This window comes from Brevibacterium siliguriense, from assembly GCF_900105315.1.
Lineage (GTDB): Bacteria > Actinomycetota > Actinomycetes > Actinomycetales > Brevibacteriaceae > Brevibacterium > Brevibacterium siliguriense.
On the sequence record NZ_LT629766.1, the window covers coordinates 3,048,825 to 3,072,706 of the forward strand.

Annotated in this window: 16 protein-coding genes and 1 pseudogene; 6 read left to right on the plus strand and 11 right to left on the minus strand. The window is 65.3% G+C overall.

Translation table 11 applies throughout. The annotated features are described in order from the left end of the window. Positions 1-17 precede the first annotated feature (17 nt). Genes BLU88_RS13680 through BLU88_RS13690 form a run of 3 tightly spaced genes read right to left on the minus strand, consistent with a single transcriptional unit; the run spans position 18 to position 5,007 of the window. A complete protein-coding gene (locus tag BLU88_RS13680; protein ID WP_092014997.1) occupies positions 18-1,475 on the minus strand; it encodes a DUF5719 family protein in 1,458 nt (485 codons plus the stop codon). Beyond that, positions 1,472-4,570, minus strand: coding sequence for a glycosyltransferase family protein (locus BLU88_RS13685; RefSeq protein WP_092015000.1), 3,099 nt, complete (start codon positions 4,568-4,570; stop codon positions 1,472-1,474). Before BLU88_RS13685 ends, BLU88_RS13680 begins: the two co-directional genes overlap by 4 nt. After that, entirely contained in the window at positions 4,567-5,007 is a 441-nt protein-coding gene (locus BLU88_RS13690) for a WhiB family transcriptional regulator (RefSeq protein WP_407922834.1), read from the minus strand. The genes BLU88_RS13685 and BLU88_RS13690 overlap by 4 nt, the downstream gene beginning before the upstream one ends. Positions 5,008-5,355: 348 nt before the next feature. On the opposite strand from BLU88_RS13690, the gene BLU88_RS13695 reads away from it, so the two are divergent. The 4 genes from BLU88_RS13695 to BLU88_RS13710 are packed head-to-tail and all read left to right on the plus strand — an operon-like array spanning position 5,356 to position 8,644. Continuing rightward, on the plus strand, positions 5,356-6,483 hold the full coding sequence (locus BLU88_RS13695; RefSeq protein ID WP_092015002.1) for a coenzyme F420-0:L-glutamate ligase: 1,128 nt from the start codon (positions 5,356-5,358) through the stop codon (positions 6,481-6,483). Positions 6,484-6,518: 35 nt separating this feature from the next. Beyond that, the gene (locus BLU88_RS13700; protein WP_092015005.1) at positions 6,519-7,211 is read left to right on the plus strand and encodes a hypothetical protein; all 693 of its coding nucleotides are present in this window, start codon (positions 6,519-6,521) and stop codon (positions 7,209-7,211) included. Then, positions 7,199-7,969, plus strand: a complete 771-nt coding sequence (locus BLU88_RS13705) for a CoA transferase subunit A (RefSeq protein WP_092015007.1) — start codon at positions 7,199-7,201, stop codon at positions 7,967-7,969. Before BLU88_RS13700 ends, BLU88_RS13705 begins: the two co-directional genes overlap by 13 nt. A gap of 12 nt (positions 7,970-7,981) precedes the next feature. After that, the gene (locus BLU88_RS13710; protein WP_092015010.1) at positions 7,982-8,644 is read left to right on the plus strand and encodes a CoA transferase subunit B; all 663 of its coding nucleotides are present in this window, start codon (positions 7,982-7,984) and stop codon (positions 8,642-8,644) included. Between the two features lie 361 nt (positions 8,645-9,005). Here BLU88_RS13710 and manA read toward each other — a convergent pair whose 3' ends face one another. From manA to BLU88_RS13750, 8 genes and pseudogenes are all read right to left on the minus strand, one after another. Next, positions 9,006-10,325 (minus strand): mannose-6-phosphate isomerase, class I, encoded by a 1,320-nt coding sequence (gene manA, locus BLU88_RS13715; protein ID WP_092015013.1) that lies wholly within the window; start codon positions 10,323-10,325, stop codon positions 9,006-9,008. A 290-nt stretch (positions 10,326-10,615) separates the two neighbouring features. Continuing rightward, positions 10,616-13,375 carry an NlpC/P60 family protein gene (locus BLU88_RS13720; RefSeq protein ID WP_231939424.1) on the minus strand — a complete coding sequence of 920 codons (2,760 nt, stop codon included), beginning with the start codon at positions 13,373-13,375 and terminating at the stop codon, positions 10,616-10,618. A gap of 265 nt (positions 13,376-13,640) precedes the next feature. Beyond that, the gene (locus BLU88_RS13725; protein ID WP_092015020.1) at positions 13,641-15,161 is read right to left on the minus strand and encodes an LCP family protein; all 1,521 of its coding nucleotides are present in this window, start codon (positions 15,159-15,161) and stop codon (positions 13,641-13,643) included. Between the two features lie 332 nt (positions 15,162-15,493). Beyond that, positions 15,494-16,641 (minus strand): annotated as a pseudogene (locus BLU88_RS13730) (acyl-CoA dehydrogenase family protein). 37 nt (positions 16,642-16,678) lie between these two features. After that, positions 16,679-17,206 carry a 5-(carboxyamino)imidazole ribonucleotide mutase gene (purE, locus tag BLU88_RS18410; RefSeq protein ID WP_092015023.1) on the minus strand — a complete coding sequence of 176 codons (528 nt, stop codon included), beginning with the start codon at positions 17,204-17,206 and terminating at the stop codon, positions 16,679-16,681. Positions 17,207-17,290: 84 nt separating this feature from the next. Beyond that, entirely contained in the window at positions 17,291-18,493 is a 1,203-nt protein-coding gene (locus tag BLU88_RS13740) for a 5-(carboxyamino)imidazole ribonucleotide synthase (protein ID WP_092015026.1), read from the minus strand. A 14-nt stretch (positions 18,494-18,507) separates the two neighbouring features. Beyond that, the gene (locus BLU88_RS13745; RefSeq protein WP_092015029.1) at positions 18,508-19,698 is read right to left on the minus strand and encodes an alkaline phosphatase family protein; all 1,191 of its coding nucleotides are present in this window, start codon (positions 19,696-19,698) and stop codon (positions 18,508-18,510) included. Beyond that, positions 19,698-20,285 carry a DUF5998 family protein gene (locus tag BLU88_RS13750; RefSeq protein ID WP_039212707.1) on the minus strand — a complete coding sequence of 196 codons (588 nt, stop codon included), beginning with the start codon at positions 20,283-20,285 and terminating at the stop codon, positions 19,698-19,700. Before BLU88_RS13750 ends, BLU88_RS13745 begins: the two co-directional genes overlap by 1 nt. A gap of 80 nt (positions 20,286-20,365) precedes the next feature. Between BLU88_RS13750 and BLU88_RS13755 the strand changes: the two genes are divergently transcribed. Together BLU88_RS13755 and BLU88_RS13760 are read left to right on the plus strand one after the other, a co-directional pair. Next, entirely contained in the window at positions 20,366-23,038 is a 2,673-nt protein-coding gene (locus BLU88_RS13755) for a bifunctional acetate--CoA ligase family protein/GNAT family N-acetyltransferase (protein ID WP_092015032.1), read from the plus strand. A gap of 277 nt (positions 23,039-23,315) precedes the next feature. After that, positions 23,316-23,870, plus strand: coding sequence for a TetR/AcrR family transcriptional regulator (locus BLU88_RS13760; RefSeq protein WP_092015035.1), 555 nt, complete (start codon positions 23,316-23,318; stop codon positions 23,868-23,870). Positions 23,871-23,882: the final 12 nt, after the last annotated feature.

The following is a 23,882-nucleotide window of genomic DNA, read 5'->3' on the forward strand; positions in this document are numbered from 1 at the left end:
ACTCGGCAGACTCGAGCTCAGCCGAGCCGGATATCTCGGTAGGCGACACCTGCCGGGGCCGGCGCCGGGACGACCGTGGAGATTCCGTCCTCGGTGGTGACGACGAGAGTCGCATGCACACCGTCGGCCTGCGAACCCGAGGCCTGGGAACCGTTGAGGACGAGCGCGCGCACCGAATCGTCGGAGACGTCGCTCGGGTCGAGTACTGTCGTGCCCGTCGGGTTGAGATCGATCGACTGCGGATCGGTCAGAGAACCGTCGTCGAGCATTCCCTGCACCTGCACGTGCCCCTGACCGGGCGAAAGCTGCAGGGAGGACTCACCGGTGCGCGGAAGCGCCAGGATCTGAGTCTCGGCGAGGGTGTCGGTGGACGGGATGCTGCCGAAGTCGGCGGCTCCCTTCGCTCCGTCCTTGCCGATGAAGGCGCCCGCCTGAATGCGCTTCGATGAGTCGAGGACAAGGCTCGTGGCATCGAGGTCGCCGAGATCGGCTTCGGCGACACCGCGACCGACCACGGTCATCGAGGAACGGGGAATGTCGATCTCGCCGTCGGGCCCATAGGCCTTCAGTGACACCTCGGCGAGGTCGCTGCCCGGGTTCGCGACCCGGACTCGAACGTCCTTGCCGCTGAGTCCGGTGAGCACCTGCTGACGATCGGCCCCGACGCCGCCGGCGGCGAGGTCGATGCCCTGCGGTTTGAGTCCGTCGAGGACGGTCTCCTGGATGGAACCGGCCAGGACTCCCCCATCGACGGTGACGTCGACGGCCAGGGCCTCGGCTCCTCCGGCGAGACCGCCCAGAGGGACGGCACGCTGCTGACCAGCCTTGATGCTCAGCTCGGTCGGTTCGGCGGATTCGCCGCCGGGAGTCATGAGGGCGACCTTCGCCTGGACGGGAACGTCGCCCGGGTTGCTCAGCAGCAGCTGTGAGTTCGAGCCCGTGGCACCGGATCCGGCGACGATCCGGAAGTTGCTCGCCGCCTGGGCGCAGGTGAGCGTGGCAAGCCCGGTGAGGTCACCGGAGGTGCCCTCGACGGTTTCGAGGCCGGTCGTCAGTGCGGGCGCACCGGGACGGGCGAAACCGGTGACGAGCTTCGTCGAGTCGATGCTGTCGTCTCCGGAGACGAAGCCCTGACCGGAGGGATTGTCGAAGTCGATCGAACCGCCGAGATCAGCGACCTGCAGGCGTGCCGAGGAGGTCGACCCGTCCGCGGCGCCGATCGGTGCGGATGCGGAGACGACGCGGGTCGAGACCTTCGAATCGTCGACGAACTCGGCGTCGGTGCCTTCGGCCTCGCTCGCTGTCAGCAGCGGTCCGGGGCAGACGACGCGGGTGTCCGCGGTGGGCATGCGCACCTGTTCGGGGCTGCGGTCCAGAGTGCCTGGGGTCAACGGAGTGAGGAACGACGTCGTGGCCACGATCACTCCGGGCACGGCGATGGCCGCGAAGGTGACGATGCTGCGCTGGTGCTTCATGCTTTCTCCTCCCGGCGGCCGGTCTTCGCCGTATTCCCTACGCGGCCGAAGGGAATGGCCACGATGAGGCTGAGCAGTCCGAGCACCCATCCGGCGATGACGCCGACCGGGTAGAGCGGTGAGTTCAGGGAGATCTCGACCGTTCCCCCCGCGGCGGGGAGGTCGAATTCGCTCGCCCACGCCTCTTCTCCAGGCCTCGGCTGCGGCAGCGGCTCACCGTCGATGCTCGCGGTGATTCCGTCCGCAGCATCGGCGACGGTCAGAGTGCGCCCCTCTTTGCCGGCCGGGACCTTCGCAGTAGTGCCCCTCATCGCCGCCGTGGAGACCTGCCCTTCGGAATCGCGGATGAGGAACCGGCCGCTGTAGGGCTTGTCGACGCGCCACAGCTGTCCCGACGAGGTGGGGCCGACCGGCAGCAGACCCTCCGAGACGGACACCGAGTTGGTCAGGCTGCCCGCACCTGGTCCGACGAGGACGAAGTCGACTCCGAGCTCGCCGAGGATGCCGCTGACGTCTCCGGCGTCATCGGCCGAGAGCGCGGACGCCGCCTGTGCCACGAGCACCTGGTCGGGGGTGATCGGCAGGGGACGTCGCTGCCACGGCCATCCGCCGACGGTTTCGGCCGAGCTCACGGTCGACGTGCCCAGAACTGTGCCGTCGGCAGAGGATACGAGTGTGGCCAGAACCTCTCCGTCGACATTGTCCAAGCGCAGGGTACGCGCCTGCGTCGCACCTTCGGCACGGTCGGCGGCCAGAGCGGGGACGTTGCTCTCGGAGGTCGCGGTGACCGCCTCGGCCGTGGAGGTGGTCCGTCCTGCACCGATGGCGATGAGGCCGATGGCGGCCACGGTCACGAGCGCGACGAGGCCGCGCATGGGCAGTCGGCCGGAAGCCGCGGAGAGTCCCTTGGCACCGCTCTTCGCAGATGTCGAACCGGCGTTCCGGCTGCGCCTTGGCCGGCGCCCGGCTGTGCGGTCGGCACCGAGGGACAGCAGCAGGATCGATCCGAGGCTGACCAGGGTCAATCCCGCGGCAGGGTAGGAGCCGATGAGGTGGAAGGGTCCCGTCTGCGCGGGCAGATGCACCTGGATCGCTGCGAGGACGAGACCGCTGAGGTAGAGGCCGACTGCCCAGGACAGACGGGAGAGTTCGAGCCGAGCTTCGATGAGGGTGAAGAAGGCCAGGATGAGCATCGGCAGCATCAGAACCGGCGCCCAGAGCTGGAGGATGCCTGCCGGGACCTCGCCGAGCCCGAGGTCCGCGATGAGGCCCGACAGCCACGACATGTCGATGGGCGCAGGGAATCCGAGGGCCAGAAGGTACGTCGGTGCGGACTCCGTGGCCGTGGTCTGCCCGGGCATCGTCAGCAGGGTTCCCGGCTCGCGGACCACAGCCCACAGCCATGGCCATCCCAGGAACAGAGTCGGGGCGAGCAGCCACAGATGCCGCACGCCGCGACCTGCCGCCAGCAGCACCGCCGTGCCGAGGATCGTGACGAGCAAAAGGAGCGGAACGCCTGCGGTGATGACGAACAGCAGCAGGCCGGTGCCGGCTGCCGCCGCGATCGATCCGGTGGTCAGGCTGCGGCGCAGAGTCAACGCCACCAGCGGCGCGCAGATCCAGACGAGGATCACACCGAGGCGACCGTCCGACAGTGCGGTCGTGAACAGCGGAGAGGCGATCCACAGCAGAGCGGCGAAACCGCGCACCCAACGCCGGGCCAGCACGCTGCCTGCGCCCGCATAGGCGGCGATGGCGGCCAGGATCGGTGCGGCCAACAGCAGGGAGCGGACCATGACGTCGACATGGCCGAAGAAGAGGAGGGAGAGGACGCCGATGACGAGGTGGTAGGGGTCGGCCGGCACCGCCGTACCGGTCGAGACGTCGAGGTGGCGGCCGAGCAGTCGGTCGAAGATCTCGCCGAGGCCGACGTTCGTCGAGCCCAGGGCTCCGCCGTCGAGGTGGCCGGGGCCGAAGAGCCGAAAGCTGATGACGCCGCTCATCACCGCGGCGGCGAGGAACACATAGGTCAGGGGTGCGCGCAGCAGGCTCGAACCGCCGGAGATCTCCAGGCGGGAGAAGGAGTCGATGGCCTCCTCCGTGTCGCCGACCGGGTTGAGTTCGGCATCGGCGTCGGGGCCGCCGGTGGGAACCTCTGCCGGGCGCGAGTCGTCGCTCTCGCCGCTCATCGTCCGGCGTTGGACGGCGAGTTCCTCGTCATCGGCATAGAGCGCGGCGACGTGGGAGGTGCTCGAGCGTTTGGCCACTCGGTTGCGGCGGGCATTGGCGCGTCGCAGCGGGGCGGTGGTCGACACGTCTGTCGGAAGGCCCAAGAGCGCGGAGAGGTGCCACCCGGCGGGTCTGAAGTTGTTCGACAGTAGCCCGCCGACGATACGGCCGAGGTGGCCGAAGGCGAGCAGGCAGAAGAGGGAGAGCAGTCCCCGTCCGGCGAGACTGAGGCGATAGCGCTGCTCGGTCCGGATCTGGGTCTTCGATGTCGGCGGGTGCGGTGAGGAGCCGAGTCGGGCGGCGGAAGTCGAGGAGATCTCCACCCGCGCACGAGGTGCCAGCAGCACTCGGGCGCCGAGGTCGCGGAGACGACGGGAGTATTCGAGACCGGAATAGGCGGGTCCGAGCACCCTGGAGGGTGCTCCGATGCGCTCGAGTTCCGTGGTGGCCATGAGCAGGCCCGGCAGGTCGAGGCCCAGGGTTTCGATCTGGCTGTCGCGCTGGCCCTGGTCGATCTCCCCGGAGCCCACGGGGTTGAAACGCTCCCCCGCCGAGGTGGTGCTCACTCCGGCGGAGACGATGCGGCCGGAGCACATGAGCTTCGGTCCGACTGCGGAGATGGATTCGGTCTCCCCGATGGCATCGAGCAGCTCATCGAGGCAGTCGGGTTCGGGACGGGAGTCAGGGGTGAGGAACCACAGGAAATCCGATTCCGCGATCTCCGGCATCTCGCCGGCTTCGCGGACCGTCCGTCCCCCGAGATCCACCACGGGGACCTCGGGGAAGTGCGGACGAAGAGCTGTTTCGAGCTCGACCTTGCTGGCATCGTCGCCGGAGACGACGACGATGGTGACGGCTTGACTCACACGACCTTTTTCTTGAGCCGGCGGCGTTCGCGTTCGGACATTCCGCCCCAGATCCCGAAGCGCTCATCATTGGCGAGTGCATATTCGAGGCATTCGGAACGGACGTCGCAGGAGGCACAGACCCGCTTGGCCTCACGAGTCGATCCGCCCTTCTCAGGGAAGAACGCCTCGGGGTCGGTCTGAGCGCAGAGGGCCTGGTCCTGCCAGGACAGTTCGCCGTCGTCTGCGGCGCCCAGGAGCAGCGACAGCGGAGAGACGGCGGAGCTGTCCGGCTGCAGCGGCGTCAGATCACTTGGATCGACGGCCAGCGGATCAGGCAACGTCTCGGGTGTACGCGCTCCCGGTTCGATGAACCAGTCTTCGGCACGACGGGAAGTGACTCCCGGTGCGGCGGTGAAGTCTTCTCTCTCCCGCCATTCTCTCTGTGCACTTTGCACGGTTTTCCCCTTTCTCACGCACGAGCAGGTCCGTTGCCGTGACTGAGCCGATCAGTCCGATGTACGGTCGAATCCACAGAATCCATGCTCGGCGCGTTCCCCTTAGGTATAAATTACACGCGTGTCATTACCGCCCCGTCAAGCCCTTATGGAGTACTGAGACACCCCCTGAGACACTATTCGAACGCGCGTTCACATGCACACGCACCCAGAACCCCATATATAGGTAATGGCCCAGTCATGCGGCACAACCTGTGGGATCCGCCTGAACAAACCTGGAGAATTTAGAAAGTGAGCGCCCGCAATGGGATCATGGAGGAATGAGAGTGGAATCACCGGTGGCCTGGCATGAATGATCGTCTGCTCACCGTCTACGCGCCTCCCGTCGAAGAAGAGATCGCGCAGGGTTCCGACCTCTCTGCGATCCTCATCAACGCTCTGCGCCGCAACCGCATCGACCTCAAGGACGGCGATATCCTCGTCGTCGCCTCGAAGGTCGTCTCCAAAGCCGAGGGGCGTCTTCGCACCGTCGCAGATCGCGCCGAGTTCGAGGAGCTCGTCGCGGAGACCGGCACCCACTTGGTCGCCGAACGCTCCTATCGCTCCGGCACCACGGTTCAGGTCGTGCGCACCCCGTCGGGCACCGTCCAGGCGGCAGCAGGCCTCGACCAGTCGAACTCCGGCGGTGCCGTCATCCTCCATCCCCTCGACAGCGACCGGTCCGCCGGTGGCCTGCGTCGGCGGGTCGAACAGGCCTTCGAAGTGCGCATCGGTCTGGTCATCTCGGATACGAGCTCACGGCCGTGGCGGGTCGGTGTCGGCGATATCGCCATCGGCCTGTCCGGGTTCTCCGGACTGGACGACCAACGCGGTCGCCCCGACGACGACGGGCGCGTCCAGACCGTGACAGTGCGGGCGATCGCCGATGAGATCGCGGCTGCCGCCGACCTGGTCAAGGGATCTTCCCGCGGACTGCCCATGGCGTTGGTCCGCGGCGCCGGCGGATACCTCGACAACGGCCGTGAAGGCGCCCGCGCGCTTTCCCGCGGCCTCGGCGAGGACTGGTTCCGTCACGGTCATGTCGAAGCCATCCAACGCGGACTGGGAGTCACCGACCTGCCCGGCAGCGCCCCGGCCGGCGACAACAGCGACGACATCCTCGAGCGGGTCTCCCGAGCCATAAGGGTCGTCCGGGCCGGGCAGTCGAGGACACCTGGCCATGCGGCCTGGCGGATGCGCATCGAAGGGTCCGGGTCGCGGATCACGCTGAGCCCCTCCGACTCGCCGGCGACCGCTCAGTCCGGCGGCCCGCCGCTGCTCGAAGCGATGGTCGGGCTCGGGTCTCTCGTCGAACGCCTCCACACGGCCCTCTTCGCCGAGGATCTCAGCGCCTCCACGCGCTATCACTGGGTCGATGGCGAACTCGGGGCCTTCCCCCGCGGGGTGACGATCGACATCGGCCTCATCGTTCCCTGACCCACCCCACCCGAAACACAACCATGGAAGCGGATATGGATCTCTCAGGCATCGCGCACACCGGCGGCCCCGTCCTGATCTGGCGCGGACCCGATTTCGATCGCCTCGACCTCACCGGGCCGGTCGTCTCGAATTGGGTGAATAAGGGAGTCGGTCTCTTCGGCGACTTCGACCTCGGACCGGACTTCACCCTCTTCGCTCCCCTTCCGGAGGGCCTGCACTGGCGCGAACTCGTCGCGATCCTCAGCGTTCTGCTGGCCGGCGGCCGCGTCGTCATCGCGGCCGAACCACCCCACGAGGACTTCATGGCCGTCGTTCCCTTCGGACATGAGGATGATGACGCAGTGGCCGATGCAGACGAGGTCTTCGTCTTCAATCCCCCGGCCCTGGCATTGAGCACCCCGGTCGGCTCCGACTTCGTCGACGTCAACTCCGCTATCCGCTCCTACCCCGATGTCACCAGCCGCCGCCTCGACGCCTCCGGAGTCCTCGAGATCGACGGGCAGGTCATCGATTGGACTGGCTCCGAGTCGAACGACGGGACCCGCCCGCAGGGACTGCTCGTCGCGAACTCGACCCCGCTGCCGGGCGAATGGCCGCGCTTTCTGCAGCACCTCCTCGGCGGTGGCGAGGTCCTGCTCACCACACAGATGGACGATGCTCGCATCACGGACCTGGCCGACGGGTTGGGAGTGGTCCGTGGCACACTGGGCACATGGACAAAGTAGTTGATACCCCCGCAGCAGCGGTGGCCGACATTGCAGATGGATCATCGATCGCCGTAGGCGGCTTCGGTGTCGTGGGCGTGCCCGAATTCCTCATTCGGGCTCTCCAGGACCAGGGAGCCAAAGACCTCGAAGTGATCTCGAACAACGCCGGCGTCGATGGCCGCGGATTGGGCATACTGCTCGCCGACGGACGACTCCGCCGCATCATCGCCTCGTATGTCGGTGAGAACAAGGAATTCGCCCGCCAGTACCTCTCCGGTGAACTCGAGGTCGAACTCACCCCGCAGGGCACTCTGGCAGAGAAGCTGCGCGCAGGAGGTGCCGGCATCCCGGGCTTCTTCACCATCACAGGCGCGGGGACGCAGGTCGCCGAGGGCGGAATGCCGTGGAAGTACGACTCGGACGGCAACGTCGTCAAGGAGTCTCCGGCCAAGGAGACGAAGGTATTCGACACCTTCGGCGAAGAGAAGGAATACGTCCTCGAGAAGTCGCTGGCTCCCGACTATGCGCTCGTGCGCGCAGCCGTCGGTGACCGTCACGGCAACCTCGTGTTCCACTCCTCGGCCAGGAACTTCAATCCCCCGGCCGCACAGTCGGCTCGCATCACCATCGCCGAGGTCGAGAAGCTCGTCGAACCCGGCGAGATCGATCCGGACATGGTCCACGTGCCAGGCGTCTTCGTCCACCGCGTGGTGCCGCTGACACCCGAGCAGGTGGCGGACAAGCCCATCGAGAAGCGCACCGTACGAGAAGCCTGAGGAGACACAGAAATGTCATTGACACGCAATCAGATGGCGGCCCGCGCCGCCCAGGAGCTCGAAGACGGCAGCTACGTCAACCTCGGCATCGGCATGCCGACCCTGGTTCCGAATTTCCTGCCCGAGGGCGTCCACCTCGTCCTCCAGTCGGAGAACGGCCTGCTCGGCGTCGGCCCCTACCCGACCGAGGATGAGATCGATCCCGACCTCATCAATGCGGGCAAGGAGATCGTCACGATGAACCCGGGCGCCGCGTACTTCGATTCGGCAGCGAGCTTCGGCATGATCCGCGGCGGCAAGATCAACGCCGCGATCCTCGGCGCCATGCAGGTGGCCACGAACGGCGACATCGCGAACTGGATGATTCCGGGCAAGATGGTCAAGGGTATGGGCGGTGCGATGGACCTCGTCCACGGTGCCCAGCGCGTCATCGTCATCATGGACCATGTCGCCAAGGACGGTTCGCACAAGCTGTTGAAGTCCTGCGAACTGCCACTGACGGGCAAGGGAGTCGTAGAGCGCATCATCACCGATATCGCCGTCCTCGACGTCAGCGGTGATTCCTTCACGCTCGTCGAACTCGCCCCCGGTGTGACCGTCGACGAGGTCAAGGAGAAGACCGGCGCCGAGGTGATCGTCCCCAAGGACGTCCCCACCATCGAGGTCGCCGCCTGAATCACCGGCGGAGGCACCACCTGATTCAGAGTTGACCGACCGCGGTCTCGAAACAGAAGTGGTCACGATCGGATAGGGAATCTCAGATTCCGCATCCGATCGTGACCACTCTTTTCGTATGCGGCCACTTGCCTCTCCCCTGCGTTGACCATCGCCGAACACTGGATTACTCGCCCGTCAGAGGCGTCGGACGCTGCTCGACTCCGGTGGAAACGCAGATTGTCGGGTCGATCCACGGTGAGTTCGTTGAAGAAATCATCGTGGATCGACCCGACAATCTCGGTTCAGGGGCCTGCACTTCGGTTCGCAGGGGTGAGTAAGCAGTCAGTCTCCATGGCCGGTGATGGCGGAAAGCGCGAGCTCAGCGGCCGGCGGCTCCGGAGTTCAGGCCGGTAGTGGCCACGAACAGGTCGCCGTGGCCGTCGGCCGTGACCGTTGGTTCGTTGGCCGCGATGAAGGCGCTCTGCCCACGTTCGAGGGTGATCTTCGAACCGAGCGAGCTGAGTGTGACGGTGCCCGCGGTGCACAGCGCGATCGCGGCACCGCGACGCTCCACTGTCGTCGTCTGCGGGCACCGCAGAGCCTGCAGAGCGAAATCATCGGTGGGTCCGAGCAGCATCCCGGTGTGGTCAGGCTCGACCATCCGCGGTGCGCCGGAGTGGAAGTCCGTGATCGCCGCGAGCTGTTCGATATCGACGTGCTTCGAGGTCAGTCCGCCGCGCACGACGTTGTCGCTCGAGGCCATGATCTCGATTCCCGTGCCGAAGAGGTAGGCGTGCAGCACCCCGGCGTCCATGGTCAGTGCCTCACCCGGCTGCAGGTGGACCCGGTTGAGCATGAGTCCGACCAGCGCGCCCGGATCGTGGGGGTAGTCGGTGACGAGTTCGCAGAATGTCTGCGCCGGGTCGACCGCACTGCCGGAACGGCTGATGTGACCGGCCGGCAGTTCGTCGATTCCGTGGACTGCCACCTCATCGACCAGGCCGGGCGTGCGCGGGTCGCTGAGGATGATTTCGACGGCGCGAGACAGCGCCTTGGACTCGCTGAAGGACTTCAGCGCGCCGATGATCGCTCCGAGGACGTCCAGGGACGCCGGAGTCAGCGGCTGGGAGAGCATCCGTTCGAACGTCGCCCGCACGGCCTTGCGCGGACGGAATCCCGTGAGTGCGTGGAAGTCCGTGAGCGCATAGATGAGTTCCGGCTTCGCCGAGGCGTCCTTGAAGTTCCGGTCGGGAGCATCCAGGGCCGGTCCGGCTGCTTCCTCGGCGGCGAATCCTGCTCGAGCCTGTTCGCGATTCGGGTGCACCTGGATCGACAGGGCCTTGCTGGCCGAAAGCACCTTGAGCAGGAACGGCAGTCGGTCACCGAAGAGTTCGAGTGAGTCGTGACCGAGCAGACCCACCGGGTCCCCCGCCAGGTATTCGATGAGGTTGGGTCCGAGCCGGGGCTCGGCTTCGGTCGCCACGCTGCCCTTCGTCGACTGTCCGCCGAGGCGGTTCTGCCGTTCCAGCGGAGCCTGAGTCCGGGCGTGGTCGACGTCGAGTCGAGAGGGACTGACTGGGTGAGCTCCGAGCCAGAGTTCTGCGCAGGGGGTGCCGTCCGGAACAGTGCCGAGGATCGCGGGAATCGCGTCGGTGCTGCCCCATTCGAAGTTCTTCACCGTATTGAGAAGACGATGCACTGTGGGCCCCCTTCTGACTGGAGCGGATCGATTCCACATCCGGACGGTTCCGGGTGTGCTCCGTCCAGCCTAATCCCACCACCAGACGCGAAGCAGGCACTTCACTGACTGTTCAGCCCAAGTCACAATCTATTCACCGCTTGTCACCTGGGCTGATGCTTTCGCCCTTGACAGCGGCGCCCGCAATATCGTGAGGAGAACCAGATAGTGCCCCGAGGGAGATCCGCAGTGGGATCGTCCTCGGGGCACTGTCTGTCAGACGCTGTTCGCCCTGTCCTCGATGCCGGGGATCAGCCGACCACGCGGATGACCTTGGCTCCGCGATCGAGCATCCAGCTGTAGCTGCGCTTCGTGGTGTTCGTCCGCGTCGAGCCCGCATCGTACATCTGGCCCTTGGTCTCGGAGATGATTCCGATGTGTCCTGGGATCCAGATCAGGTCGCCGGCCTTGGCATCCTTGAGCGAGATCTCCTTGCCGGCGTACCGCTGCTGGCTGGTTGTTCGCGGCAGTTTGATTCCGTTCTTGCCGTAGACGTACTGGGTGTAGCCCGAGCAGTCCCAGCCGGACTTCGGCGAGGTGCCGCCCCAGACGTACTTGACGCCGAGGTTGGCCTTCGCATCCTTGATGATGGACGCACGCTGGGCCGCGATCTTCTCGGCCTTGCTCGGCTCGTCCTTCTTCTTGTCATCCTTTTTGGAGTCGTCCTTTTTGGAGTCGTCCTTGGACTTGTCGTCCTTCGAGTCTTTGTCGTCCGAAGCGTCCTTGGACTTGTCGTCCTTCGAGTCCTTGTCGTCTGCAGAACCTTCCCCGGAGTCTGCAGGCGACTTGTCATCGGTGGAATCGTCTCCGGGCGGTGTCGTGCCGCCCGGAGCATTGTCGTCGCTGACTCCGCCGGCGATCGAACCCTTGGGCGAGAACTCGGTGGTTCCGTATCCTTCGGCCCAGACCAGACGTGCGCCCTGGAAGAGCTGCTCACCGCGGCCGTTCTTGTAGGCCACGTCCGACTTGGGGTAACCGAGGTGACCCTTGACGGTCCCTTTGTCACCCCAGTACTTCATGATGTTGCCGGAGGTGTAGTGAGCGCCGGTGGCCTTCGACCAATAGAACGAGCCCTTTTCGAAGCGCTGTGCGGCGCCCCCGTCCTTGAGGCCGCCCTTCTCCGCAGAGGTGGGCAGCCCCAAGTCGGTGACTGCATTGCCCTTGTATGCCGAAGCGATCGCTCCGGACAGGTGGTAAGCTCCGGTCTTCTTGGACCAGTAGACGGTGCCCTTCTCGAACTTCTGCGCCTTGGCGCCCGAGATGCCCTTGACGTCGTGTTCCTTGCCGAGAGCCTTGCCGAGCTTGTGCTTCTCGGCGTACTTCTCGATCGAGGTCTTCGACTTCGGCTTCTCGGTCTTCTTGTCGTCATCCTTCTTGGAATCGTCCTTCTTGGAGTCATCCTTGCTGTCGCTGGGCTGTTCGCCGGTCTTCAGGATCGAGTTGACCGTCGAACGCATTTCGCCCAACTTGGCGTAGAAGGCGTCACCCGGGCAGTCGGTCTGTCCCAGGTCGCGGTGCCCGACCATGTTCGACGAGGTGGCCTTCGAGATTCCGTTGATCGAGAACTTCCAGGCGATCGCCGATGAGACGGCATCGCGGGTCTTCTTCGGCGGGGCCGCGCTGTTGTAGGTACCCAGTACGGAGATGCCGAAGGTTCCGGTGTTGTGTCCGGCGACGTGAGCGCCGATCACGGCCTTCTCGATGTCACCGCCGCGAGCCTGCCAGAGGCGACCGTATTTGTCTGCGACGACGTTGTATCCGATGTCGTCCCAGCCGCGGCCCTGCTGGTGGTATGCCTGGATACCGCGGATGATTCCGGGAACGTCGGCAGCCGAGTAGCTGTTCGAGCCGGAGGTGTGGTGGACGACGGCCTGCTTGATGCCGCTGGCGTAGTCGGGGCTGCCGTTGTAGGCCTTGGCACCCCACGAGCTGCGCGAACCGATCTTCGGCTTCGACACCTTCTTCGCCACGGTATCCACCGTCGACGATCCGGGCACGTAGTTCTGGTTGGTCACCGTCGCACCGGCGGCCGCGTCCACGTTCTCAGCAGATGCTGCCTCGGCGCCGGTCGAGTCTTCGGTCGACTGCTCCGGTGCGGACTCAGCGTCGGCGGAGTCGCCGCTGGCCTGGTTGTCGAGCTCGACAGGATCGTTCTCGGCGACGGCCTGAGCGTCGCCCGGACCCTGCTTCGAATCGACGAGTACGAGTTCGGCCTCGCTGGGTGCGGAGTCGCCGAGGATGCGCATCTGGACAGCGGAAGCGTTCGACACCGTCATCGGTTCCGAACCCTTGTTCTGGGCCTCTTCCTGCTCCTCTTCGTCCAGGGAGTTCCAATTGCCCCATTCCGAACCCTGCTTGGTACGGACCTGGATGCGGATATTGGACTTCGACTCGGAGAACGTGAAGCCGATGAGGCTCGGGTGGTCGTCGGGAACGTCGAGGACATCGGAGATGAGCGCGATATTCACTCCGTCTTCGGTCTTCTGACGGACCGAACCGGAGATGTCGTCCTCGTCCTGAGTCTTCGACTCCTCGGCCGAGTCCTTCGCACCCTCGTCCCCGGCCTCGTCAGACTTCTCGTCCTCCGACTTCGGGGCCTCGTTCTCCGCATCTTCGGCGGGAGCCTGCTCAGTACCTGAAGGAGCCGAACCCTGCGACGGTGCGGCCTCGTCGGTGCCGGAAGTCAGTCCGGCGGAGTCGTTGTTGACCGAACCCGTCGTCGCCGACGCCGAGGCGTTGACGATGTCGGGCACCTTGGCCGAGGCCAGGGCCGTCTGCGACTTGAAGATGTTCGGCAGATTGCTCGTGGCGCTCTGGTTGGCGGCAGTGGCGTTGGGATCACTGGAATCGCGGGCACCGGGGACGTTGAGTCCCTCTTTGCTGACGTTCAGCGCCTCTTTGGAGACATCCGGCGACGTCGCGGCTGCGGAAGCCGTCGGTGCCGAGACCAATAAGGTGCCGACCAGCGCTGCAGAAGCGCAGCCCGCAACAGTGGGCAATACATATTTCATCGTTACAGCCTTTTCGAGGAAGACAGGGAAGTTCAGGCCTCGAGGTCCCCTGCACCGTTGGCAGAACGGCGGGCAACCCCAACATCTCAAAATTGTTACACATTTTCGGCGTGTCAGACTAGCCACAGAGCAGAATATTCTAATTACACGAGTGTGGTTCCCAGTAATGGCAGGGGACACACCGAGCAAAAGATTTTCCCGGAATCGTCGTGGGCTCGATCGACTCGGTCATTGATCCGATCACGACCGACCCCACAGCAACACCTCAGGGCACGTAGCAGATCGCCTTTGCGTCGGCTTCTTCGCCGTTGTCAGCAGAGCTGTCGCCGGCACCCTGTGCCAGCAGCTGCGGCCCTGAACCGGGGGTCGGTTCGAGTCCCGCATCGACTCCGGCGGCGGCTGACAGGTCGCTTCCGGGAACCGAGAACGCGCTTTCGTCCTCTTCCGAGGATTTCGACGACTCCTCGATCTTATCGGCTACCAGCTGATGTGCCACATCGAAGTCCGGCTGCGAGGGAGTGATGCGCGGCGGGGTGAGGTCGACGGATTCGATCTTCTGCGACTTCACCTTGAGCGCGAGGTCGACGAACGAGTCCACCTGAGACGACGGGATGTCCGTCGACACGGCCCCCGGTGTGGCTTTGGCGATCGACTGGTAGCGGGTGAGCACGGTGGCCGGGTCGAGCTGTTTGACCATCGCGGTCTGCACGCAGCGCTGACGAATCATCCGTTCGTAGTCGCTGGAGAACTCTCTGGACCGCGCGAACCACAGCGCATGGAAACCGTCGAGCTTCTGCTTGCCCGGTTCGATCCATCCCTTGACCGGTCCGTGCTGACCCGTGGTCGGATCGACCTTCGAGGAGATCGGCACCCTCTTGCCGGAGACCAGAGTGATTCCGCCGAGGGAGTCGATGAGGTTCTCGAACCCCTTGAGGTTGATCATCGCGTAGTACTGGACCTCGAGACCGGTGACGCCCGAGACTGCGTCCATCGTCGCCTGCTCTCCGGCCCTCTTCGGCTCCTCGAATTCGTCTTTGTGCCGCTCGCCCTGCTGGAAGACGGCGTTGAGAAGGCATTCGTCTCCGCAGTTGTATCCCTGCGGATAGTGCTTGTGCAGCGGGGAATCGTCGGGGAACGGCACGTTCTCCATATTTCGGGGCAGACCGATGATGACCGACTTGCCCGTCTTCGCATCGATCGAGACCAGCGACAGCGAGTCCGGGCGGATTCCAGTCCGCCCCTTTCCGGCGTCCGATCCCAGCAGCAGGATGTTGTATCGGCCGTCGACGGGCTTGAGCGCCTTGCCCGAGGCGAACAGGTCGCTCATCAGTCCGCGCTGTGAGTTGAGAATCGTCGTCCCCCAGGCCAGAGGTCCCACGACGATGAGCATGAGGGCGCAGAAAGCCGCCACGAAGCGTTTGCGGGCTCTCCGTGAGATCGTGACGATCCGGATGCGGCGCAGGGTGTCGAAAAGGCACAGCGCCCAATTGACCGCGATGACGGGCACCCAGATGGTCAGAAAGGTGAGGATGAAGGGATTCGTGCCGATGGTGAACAGGAACGTCCGACTGATGAGGACGATCACACCGGCGATGATTGCCAGGATCCAGCTGATGGCGGTGATCGACAGTGAGATCTTCGCCCAGCGGCGATGTCCGAAGAGGAGCTGCACTCCCCCGGGCACGATGGCCGTGACGAGCAGCAGGAGCCACGCCCGCACATCACGCGTCGGCTGCGAAGCATACGACGGGTGGCGGATCGGGTCCACATATCTCGTTTCGGCCACTGACTTCCCTTCGTTCCGGGCTCTGCTCACGGACTGATTCCGACGTCGACATCCGCGGGTGGCCACGCACAGGTTGCTTCACCTCGTCGGGTGCCCACAGCAGACAACTGTGCCAAAGACACTTCAGAGTCCACTGTGTTCACCTATTGTGTCGCGTGAGAACCGTCGATTCCGGCACATCCGTGCCGCGCATGTCGCATTCGTCGCGTGTGCGATTCTTCACAGGCAGAAGAACGGGCGCCGCAGACTCCCTTCCGGGGATTCCGCAGCGCCCGTTCGACGGCGTCCCGGCCCACACCGTCCGCGGCCCGGGCACAGGCTCCGAACTCGACTCAGGCGATGAGCTTGCGTCCCATCACCATGCGCTGGATCTGGTTGGTGCCTTCGTAGATCTGCGTGATCTTCGCATCGCGCATCATCCGCTCAACCGGGTGGTCGACGACGTAGCCGGCTCCGCCGAGCAGCTGCACGGCGTCCGTGGTGATCTCCATGGCGGCGTCTGAGGCGAATGCCTTCGCGGCAGCCCCGAAGTAGGTGAGATCATCGTCGCCGCGTTCGCTCTTGGCGGCGGCGGTGTAGGTGAGCTGGCGGGCGGCCTCGAGCTTCATACCCATATCGGCGAGCATGAACTGGATCGCCTGGTTCTCGGCGATCGACTTGCCGAACTGCTGACGCTCCTTGACGTAGTTCAACGCGTAGTCGAGTGCGCCCTGGGCGATACCGACGGCCTGCGCGGCGATCGTGACTCGGGTGTGGTCGAGGGTGCGCAGAGCGATCTTCAGGCCCTGTCCGGGCTCTCCGACGATGCGGTCACCGGGCAGGCGCACATTGTCGAAGAGGAGCTCTCGGGTGGGCGAACCCTTGATGCCGAGCTTGCGCTCCTTCTCGCCGAAGGTGAAGCCCTCATCGGACTTCTCGACGACGAAGGCGGAGATGTTGCGTCCGCGTGCTCCGTCGGGGTCGGTCACGGCCATCACTGTGTAGTACTCGGACTCTCCGGCGTTGGTGATCCAGGTCTTGACTCCGTTGAGGATCCAGTCGTCGCCGTCGCGTTCGGCACGGGTCTTCATCGATGCGGTGTCGGATCCGGCTTCGCGTTCGGACAGGCCATAGGAGAAGCCTGCTTCACCGGCGGCCACCGACGGGAAGTACTTCTTCTTGATCTCTTCGCTGCCGCCGAGCTGGACCGGCATGCTGCCGAGCTTGTTCACGGCCGGAATGAGAGACGACGAGGCGCAGCCGCGTGCGACCTCTTCGATGATGATCGCCACGGCCAGCGCATCGGCGCCCATACCCCCGTACTCTTCGGGATGTGCGCGGCGAAGAAATCCGTCTCGACGAGGGCGTCATGCGCTTCCTGCGGATAGCGGGAGTCCGCGTCGACCTCGGCGGCGAACGGCGCGATCTTCTTCTCGACGACGTTGCGGACTGCGGCGCGGATCTCTTCGTGCTCTTCGCTGGGCTGGTAGAGGTCGAACATCATTCTCCTAAGACTTATCAAACGTTCAGCAAGGTCATTATCCCTGCAGTGCACGTCCTTTGTCGAGGGCGACCTGCCGCAGCTGCGCCCGATAGTCGTCGAGACGGGATCGCAGTGCCTCGGCTTCGGTCCCCTGACCGGCACCGAGGATGCGTGCCGCCAACAGGCCCGCGTTCTTGGCACCGCCGATCGAGACGGTGGCCACGGGAACCCCGCCGGGCATCTGCACGATGGACAGCAGTGAGTCCATTCCGTCGAGGTACTTCAGAGGCACGGGAACCCCGATGACCGGAAGCGAGGTCATCGACGCGATCATCCCGGGCAGGTGGGCCGCTCCCCCGGCTCCGGCGATGATCACTCGGACGCCGCGATCGGCCGCGGACTTCGCCCAGTCGATCATGTCCTCAGGCATGCGGTGGGCGGAGACCACCGCGGCGCTCGATTCGATGCCGAGTTCGTCGAGGGCTTCGGCTGCGGCCTTCATCGTCGGCCAGTCCGAGTCCGAGCCCATGACGATGCCGACCGGAGCCGCCGTCGGAGTGGAGCCTTCATTCGCTGTGGTCATCTGTGCTTCCTTCGTTGCAGGCGGTACGGTCCCGTCCGTGCGGACGAGATGCGGGCGGCACCGGTGCCAACCGGGCGCCGAGTCTCAGCGTGTGCCGGGCTCGCCCTCTGCCCGGAGGTCCTCGGGAGTGGGCATCTGCGGATGCGGATCGACATCGACTCCGGCGATGAAGTCCGCGGCATGCCGGGCCCGGGCGAGCACGATCTGCCGATCCTCGCCGTAGGCATTGACGTGTCCGACCTTCCGGCCCGGGCGCACGCCCTTGCCGTAGAGGTGGACCTTCACCGCCGGGTCGTGGGCCATGACATGCAGGTACGGTTGGTAGAGGTCTTCGTGATCGGCGCCGAGGATGTTGACCATCACGGACACATCTTCACGGGCCGCGGGACTGCCGAGGGGAAGGTCGAGGACCGCGCGCAGGTGCTGTTCGAACTGGCTCGTCACCGCTCCGTCCTGGGACCAGTGGCCCGTATTGTGCGGTCGCATCGCGAATTCGTTGATGAGGAAACCCTCGGGAGTCTCGAACATCTCCATGGCCATCACGCCGGTGACCTCGAGGGTGCCGGCGACCGTGAGGATCGCCTCGGTGATGGCCCGCGCCTTTTCGGCGGACAGGTCGGGGGCCGGAGCGATCGCCTCCTTGCACACGCCGTTCTGCTGCCAGGTCTCGACCACCGGCCACACCGCAGTCTGTCCCATCGGAGAGCGTCCGACCATGACAGCGAGTTCTCTGGTGAAGTCGACCTTCTCCTCGGCAAGGAGCTGAGGCACTTCGTTCAGCCACTCGACGGCCTCGTCGAGGCTGTCGATGACGCGCACGCCCTTGCCGTCATAGCCACCGCGGGGAGTCTTGAGGATGAAGGGGTATCCGACGCGAGCGGCGAAGGCCTCGACATCGGCAGCAGAGGTGATCTCTGCCCAGACGGGGTTGGGCAGACCGAGGTCGTCCATCCTCGCGCGCATCCGGATCTTGTCCTGGGCGAAGATGAGGGCATCGGGACCGGGGCGCACAGCGTGTCCGGCCTCGACGAGGGCCTGCAGATGCTCCGGCGGGACGTGTTCGTGATCGAAGGTGATGACGTCGACGGTCTCGGCGAAGGCCCTGAGCGTCGGATAGTCCGTATAGTCGCCGACGGTCACCTCATTGATGACCTGTGCGGCAGGGGCGTCGGCGGTCTCTGCGAGAACGGAGAAACGGACGCCGAGGGCTTCTGCGGCGGGGACCATCATGCGTGCCAGTTGGCCGCCGCCGATGACACCGATTCGAGGAAAAGTCACGTGTGCCATCCTAACGCGGGCAGTCAGACGAGAAGAAGCGGGATCTGCAGTTCCTGTTCCGTGGTGGAACCGTGATGACCGATGAGCGCCAGCGCCGAGGCGGATTCCACATCCGAATCGACCACGGCGAAGCCATCGGTGCAGATGACGAGGAAGTCCCCGATCCGCGGATAGACGTGCGGGGCGACGGGACCGAAGTAGCCGCGGTCGATCGCCGTAGACTTCGGCAGGATGAGCCCGCGGTCGCCGATCGTCTCCTGCCAGGCTGCGAGCACGTCCGCCTCGGCGCCGTCAGCGGCGTAGAGATGCAGAGCGCGCGGCTCTCCGCCGACGTGGCGCAGACCGGCTTTGAGCTCGGGGAGCTCAGCGAGGTCGAGGCGGCGTTCGTGGTCGACGTCGACCATTCCATGGTCGGCGGTGATGAGCATCGTCGCGTCGTTCGGCAGGTCGGAGGCGAGCCGGGACAGAGCGAGATCGACGCGTTCGAGTTCCTCGGTCCAGGCCGCGGAGTCAGCACCGTGGACATGCCCGGTCTTGTCGAGGTTGCCCCAGTAGAGGTAGACGAGGCGACGACCGGGAGCCTTCGCCTCGGCCAGAGCCTGGGCACAGCGCTCCTCCAAGGTCTTCGAATCCCGGAATCTGCCGCCGCGCAGCGAAGCCCGGTTCAGCCCGCGTCCGGCGAACTTCTTCTCGCCGAGGCTGACCACATCGACCCCAACATCAGTGAGGCGTTCGAAGAGCGTTGCGTCGGGGACCCAGGCGACAGGATCGACGTCGAGGTTCCACGTCAGCTGATTGAGCACCGCATCCTTCTCCGGATCCAGGACGCGGTAGCCGACCACTCCGTGTGCACCGGGCAGGCGCCCCGTGGCCAGAGACGACAGAGAGTTCGCCGTCGTCGACGGGAACCCTGCGGACAGTGTTCGGCGCGTCCCGGCCTGTGACCGGAAGAAGGGTGTGTATCCGCTGAAGCGGCGCAGCTGCTGCTCGCCGAGACCGTCGACGAGCACGACGATCGTCGCTCGGGACTCTCGGTCGAGACCGAGCGCTCGTGCGCGATCGGACATCGGTGCGTCGAGAGCCTCGGCTGCACCGAGGCTCAGTGCCGCTGCGGGAACGACGTCGGAGAGCATGGAGCCTGCATAGTCCGGAGGCCCCAAGGGCTCAGTGCCGGATTGGGACTGCGGTCCGTGCCGCGTCGAGTCCTCGCTCATCAGCGACGCGACCGCAGCCGGGCGTGGAAGACTGCGGCACGCAGCTTCCCGGCGAAGTCGGCCATGCGGTCGACGGCGGCCTGCCCCTCGGCTTCGGCCGAGACACGGAGCATGACATCCTCGGCGAAGATCGATCCGCCGTAGCCGTGATCGCCCATGCAGTTGGGGTCTCCGCAGGTCTCGGGGAAGGCCTCGATGCGCTTCGACGCACCCCAGGACATGGTCAGCGAGACCTCGACGGGTTTGTCGCCGGGCTTGAATGCGGCGGGATCGGCGAAGGTGCGGCCGACCATCACGGTGCCCAAGCGGTCGAGCTCGATGTCCTCGCTGCTCGTGACCGCGCGGGGCTTTGAGCCGGGTTCCGCGTTCGGATCGTCATCGACGTGGGCCAGCAGCAGCCGGGTTTCGGTGAGGACGAAGGCGGTGACGTGCCGGTGGATGGATTCGATGTCGACATGGGTGTCGATGTGGACGAAGTGTGCCAATACCGGTTCGTCGTAGAGAGAGTCGGCGAGTATGCCTTGAGTGAGCTGGGGATAGTATCCGGCCGACTGCAGATCATGAACGAGAACCTCGGGTAATGCCATGCCCACCATTGTGCCCCACTCCCCTGACACTTCCCAGCGAGGTCGGCCATATCCGGGCGCCCGACGCATATGCTGGGACCATGGAAAACTATCCTGCCGGGTGGGAAGCCGATGTCGTCCTCCGCGACGGCGGCACCGCCCATCTGCGTCCGATCACTCCCGACGATTCCGCGGCCCTGGCCCGCATGCACGAGGCCCAGTCGCCGGAATCCGTCTACCTGCGCTTCTTCGCTCCGCTGCCCCGGCTTCCCCAACGCGACCTCGATCGCTTCGTCAACGTCGATCACCGCGACCGGGTGGCGCTGATCATGCTCGTCGGTGATGACATCATCGGCGTCGGTCGCTTCGACCGGATCAGCGACACCGACGCCGAGGTGGCCTTCAACATCGCCGACGCCCATCAGGGCCGCGGGGTCGGCTCGATCCTGCTGGAGCACTTGGCCGCGGCCGCGCGCGAATCCGGGATCCAGCGCTTCACCGCCGAGGTGCTGCCCCAGAACCGTTCGATGCTGCAGGTCTTCCAGGCAGCCGGCTACGAGGTCTCCCGGGGCTTCGACGACGGCGTCGTCGCCGTGAAGTTCGACATCGATCCCACGGCGCGGTCCATCGAAGTGCAGGCCTCGCGGGAGCACAGAGCCGAAGCACTGAGCGTGCGCACGGTCCTCCACCCCACCTCGGTGGCGGTGATCGGCGCCAGCCGCAAACGCAACTCCACCGGGCACCTTCTCATCCGCAACATCACAGCCGCGAAGTTCACCGGCGATCTCTGGGTCGTCCACCCCGAGGCCGATCAGATCGCCGGAGTGCAGGCGTATCCGAGCCTCGCCGATCTGCCGGGCAAGGCCGACCTCGCGGTCATCGCCGTTCCGGCCGAATCCGTCACCGAGGTGGTCAAGGACTGTGCTGTACACGGGGTCAAGGCCGTGCTCGTCATCTCCTCCGGCTTCGCCGAGACCGGCTCCGAGGGTGCCGAACTGCAGCGTCGCATGGTCGCCACCTCCCGTGCCTACGGAATGCGCGTGGTCGGGCCGAACTCCTTCGGGTTGGTCAACGAGGCCGCCGAAATCTCGCTCAACGCCTCCCTGGCTCCGTTCCTCCCCGCCTCGGGAACCCTCGGGCTCTTCAGCCAGTCCGGGGCACTGGGCACCGCCCTGCTCGCGGCGGCGAAGAATCGCGGACTGGGCATCTCCACCTTCGTCTCCGCAGGCAACCGCGCCGACCTCTCCGGCAATGACCTCCTCCAGTACTGGGAGGAGGATCCGGCCACTCAGACGGTCGGCCTCTACCTCGAATCCATCGGCAATCCACGCAAGTTCTCGCGCATCGCCCGCCGTGTCTCCCGCGTCAAACCAGTCGTCGTCATCAAGTCCGACCTCACGGGCAGGGAGCTTCCGCCGGGGCATATCGTGCGCACCTCGTCACTGGCGCCGAACACCCTGGACCAGGTGCTCGAACAGGCGGGAGTGATCCGCGCGGATACGATCCACCAGCTCTTCGACCTCGCCCAGGTGTTCTCGACGCAGAAGCTGCCGGCAGGCAGACGCGTTGGGCTCATCGGCAACTCTGCGGCGATGAGCACCCTGATCATGCAGCGGGCCCGTTCCGAGGGGCTCCGCGTCGACACCGATCCCGTGTCCCTGCATCCCGAGGTCGATGCGGAGACCTTCCGGACCGAGCTCGATGCGATGTATGCCCGAGACGATGTCGATTCGGTCATCGTCACCTTCACTCCATCGACCGGTGCGGAGGAGACCGAGATCGCCGGACTGCTGTCCGAATCCGCGGCACGCTCCGGAAAGACCACAGTCGCCTGCTTCCTCGGCATCCACGGCGTCCAGGACGAACTGACCACCTACCTCACCAGTGAGGACGGCGAACGGGTCTCCCACACCGTCCCCAGCTACATCGGTCCCGAAGACGCCGTATGGGCTCTGGCTCGGGCCACGGACTATGCCCTGTGGAGGGCCGCCGATCACGGGCGCTACACCGAACTCGACGATATCGATGACAAGAGGGTGCGGACGATCATCGAATCCGCTCTGGAGGGAGCGCCGCCGGGAACGCCCGTCCGGCTCGAACGCAACGACGTCCGAGATCTGCTCAGCGCCTACGGAATCGAAGTGCTGCCCTATATCGCAGCCTCTTCGGTGGACGAAGGCCTCGCCGCGGCGGAGAAGATCGGCTATCCCGTCGCCCTCAAGGCCGTGACGAACGTGCTGCGGCACCGGATGGAGCTCGGCGGTGTGCGGCTGAATATCGACACTCCCGAGGAGCTGGCCGAGGACTTCGCCGCGATCCAGGAGACCATCCGGCAGCTGACCGGCGAGGAGGAGCCGCTCGTCGACGTCCAGGCCATGGCCCCGCACGGCGTCCCCTGCGTCCTCCGCGCCGGAGAAGACCCGCTGCTGGGTCCGCTGCTGGCGTTCTCATTGGCGGGAGACACCACGGAGCTGCTCGGAGATGTCGCTCATCGGGTCGCCCCGATCACCGACAAAGAGGCCGGGGACATGATCCGGTCGATCAAGGCCTCCCCGCGGCTGTTCGGCTATCGCGGTCTGCCTCCGATGAACATCGAACCGCTGCGCAATGTGCTGGAGAGGCTCTCGGTGCTCGTGGAGAACCACCCGCAGATCCTCGAACTCGTCATCCATCCGATGGTCGCCACGGAGACCGAGTCCCATGTGCTCAGCGCCCACGTCGACCTTGTGCGCGACCCGACTCGGATCGACGGCACCCGTCGCCTGCTGAGCTGAGACGACGCAGAGAAGCGACCCGCTGAGCTGAAAGGAGAATCCACACCCGCCGCAGGCTGTCTTCGAGTTTCACCGTCAGAGCGCCAGATTGGCGCGTCCTATACCAATTCGCAGACTTGACGGGTAGTGTCTGTATCCGTTCACCACGAAATGTTATGAATTCGTGTTTAAATGAGTGGCCGCTCCGGCGGCCACTGTCTGTGGCCAGTCACAGGCCATCCACCGTCCCAGGCGGCCGCATTGAGCGGGCGCCCCATGAGAGCGAGGCCTCACAGTCATGATTTCGCGCAGAGACGTCGTCACCGACTCCGCGATCGCCGTAGTCGCCGAACAAGGAGTCCGCGGACTCACCCACCGGGCAGTCGATGCACTGGCCGAACTGCCGGTGGGGTCGACTTCGAATGTCTACCGCACCCGCGATGCCCTGATCACCGGAATCATGGAGCGCATCGGCGAGCTGAACTCCCAGCAGCTCGAACGCCTGCCGGAGCTCGTGCGTGCTCCGGGCGCCGATCCCATCGAAGTCGCCATCGACTTCTGCATGAACTGGCTGACCACGGACCGCAACCGGTTCTACACGATGATGATGCTCAGCCTGGATCCGGCGCTGCCGCCTGAGGCAGTGATCGCCAAGGAGAAGAACCTCCGCGCGATCAAGGAATTCATCATGCGATTCGCCGGCATCGACGCCGAATATGCGCAGCGGGTCAACAGCTCCGTCGCGGGAATGATGGTCGGCGAACTCGTCGCCGGCACGGCAGATCGTGCGCATGTGGAGTCCTACCTCACGGAGTTCTTCCAATGGCTTCGCGGCGGCCGCGAAAGCGCCTGAACTCCGACACGA

What these genes read in the sequence shown, in the direction of transcription:
- BLU88_RS13705 (WP_092015007.1), top strand. Translation starts at nt 7,199, where the DNA reads ATGGACAAAGTAGTTGATACCCCCGCAGCAGCGGTGGCCGACATTGCA.
- BLU88_RS13760 (WP_092015035.1), top strand. Translation starts at nt 23,316, where the DNA reads ATGATTTCGCGCAGAGACGTCGTCACCGACTCCGCGATCGCCGTAGTC.
- BLU88_RS13710 (WP_092015010.1), top strand. Translation starts at nt 7,982, where the DNA reads ATGTCATTGACACGCAATCAGATGGCGGCCCGCGCCGCCCAGGAGCTC.
- BLU88_RS13695 (WP_092015002.1), top strand. Translation starts at nt 5,356, where the DNA reads ATGAATGATCGTCTGCTCACCGTCTACGCGCCTCCCGTCGAAGAAGAG.
- BLU88_RS13750 (WP_039212707.1), bottom strand. Translation starts at nt 20,285, where the DNA reads ATGGCATTACCCGAGGTTCTCGTTCATGATCTGCAGTCGGCCGGATAC.
- BLU88_RS13700 (WP_092015005.1), top strand. Translation starts at nt 6,519, where the DNA reads ATGGATCTCTCAGGCATCGCGCACACCGGCGGCCCCGTCCTGATCTGG.
- BLU88_RS13720 (WP_231939424.1), bottom strand. Translation starts at nt 13,375, where the DNA reads ATGAAATATGTATTGCCCACTGTTGCGGGCTGCGCTTCTGCAGCGCTG.
- BLU88_RS13745 (WP_092015029.1), bottom strand. Translation starts at nt 19,698, where the DNA reads ATGAGCGAGGACTCGACGCGGCACGGACCGCAGTCCCAATCCGGCACT.
- BLU88_RS13740 (WP_092015026.1), bottom strand. Translation starts at nt 18,493, where the DNA reads ATGGCACACGTGACTTTTCCTCGAATCGGTGTCATCGGCGGCGGCCAA.
- purE (WP_092015023.1), bottom strand. Translation starts at nt 17,206, where the DNA reads ATGACCACAGCGAATGAAGGCTCCACTCCGACGGCGGCTCCGGTCGGC.
- BLU88_RS13680 (WP_092014997.1), bottom strand. Translation starts at nt 1,475, where the DNA reads ATGAAGCACCAGCGCAGCATCGTCACCTTCGCGGCCATCGCCGTGCCC.
- BLU88_RS13755 (WP_092015032.1), top strand. Translation starts at nt 20,366, where the DNA reads ATGGAAAACTATCCTGCCGGGTGGGAAGCCGATGTCGTCCTCCGCGAC.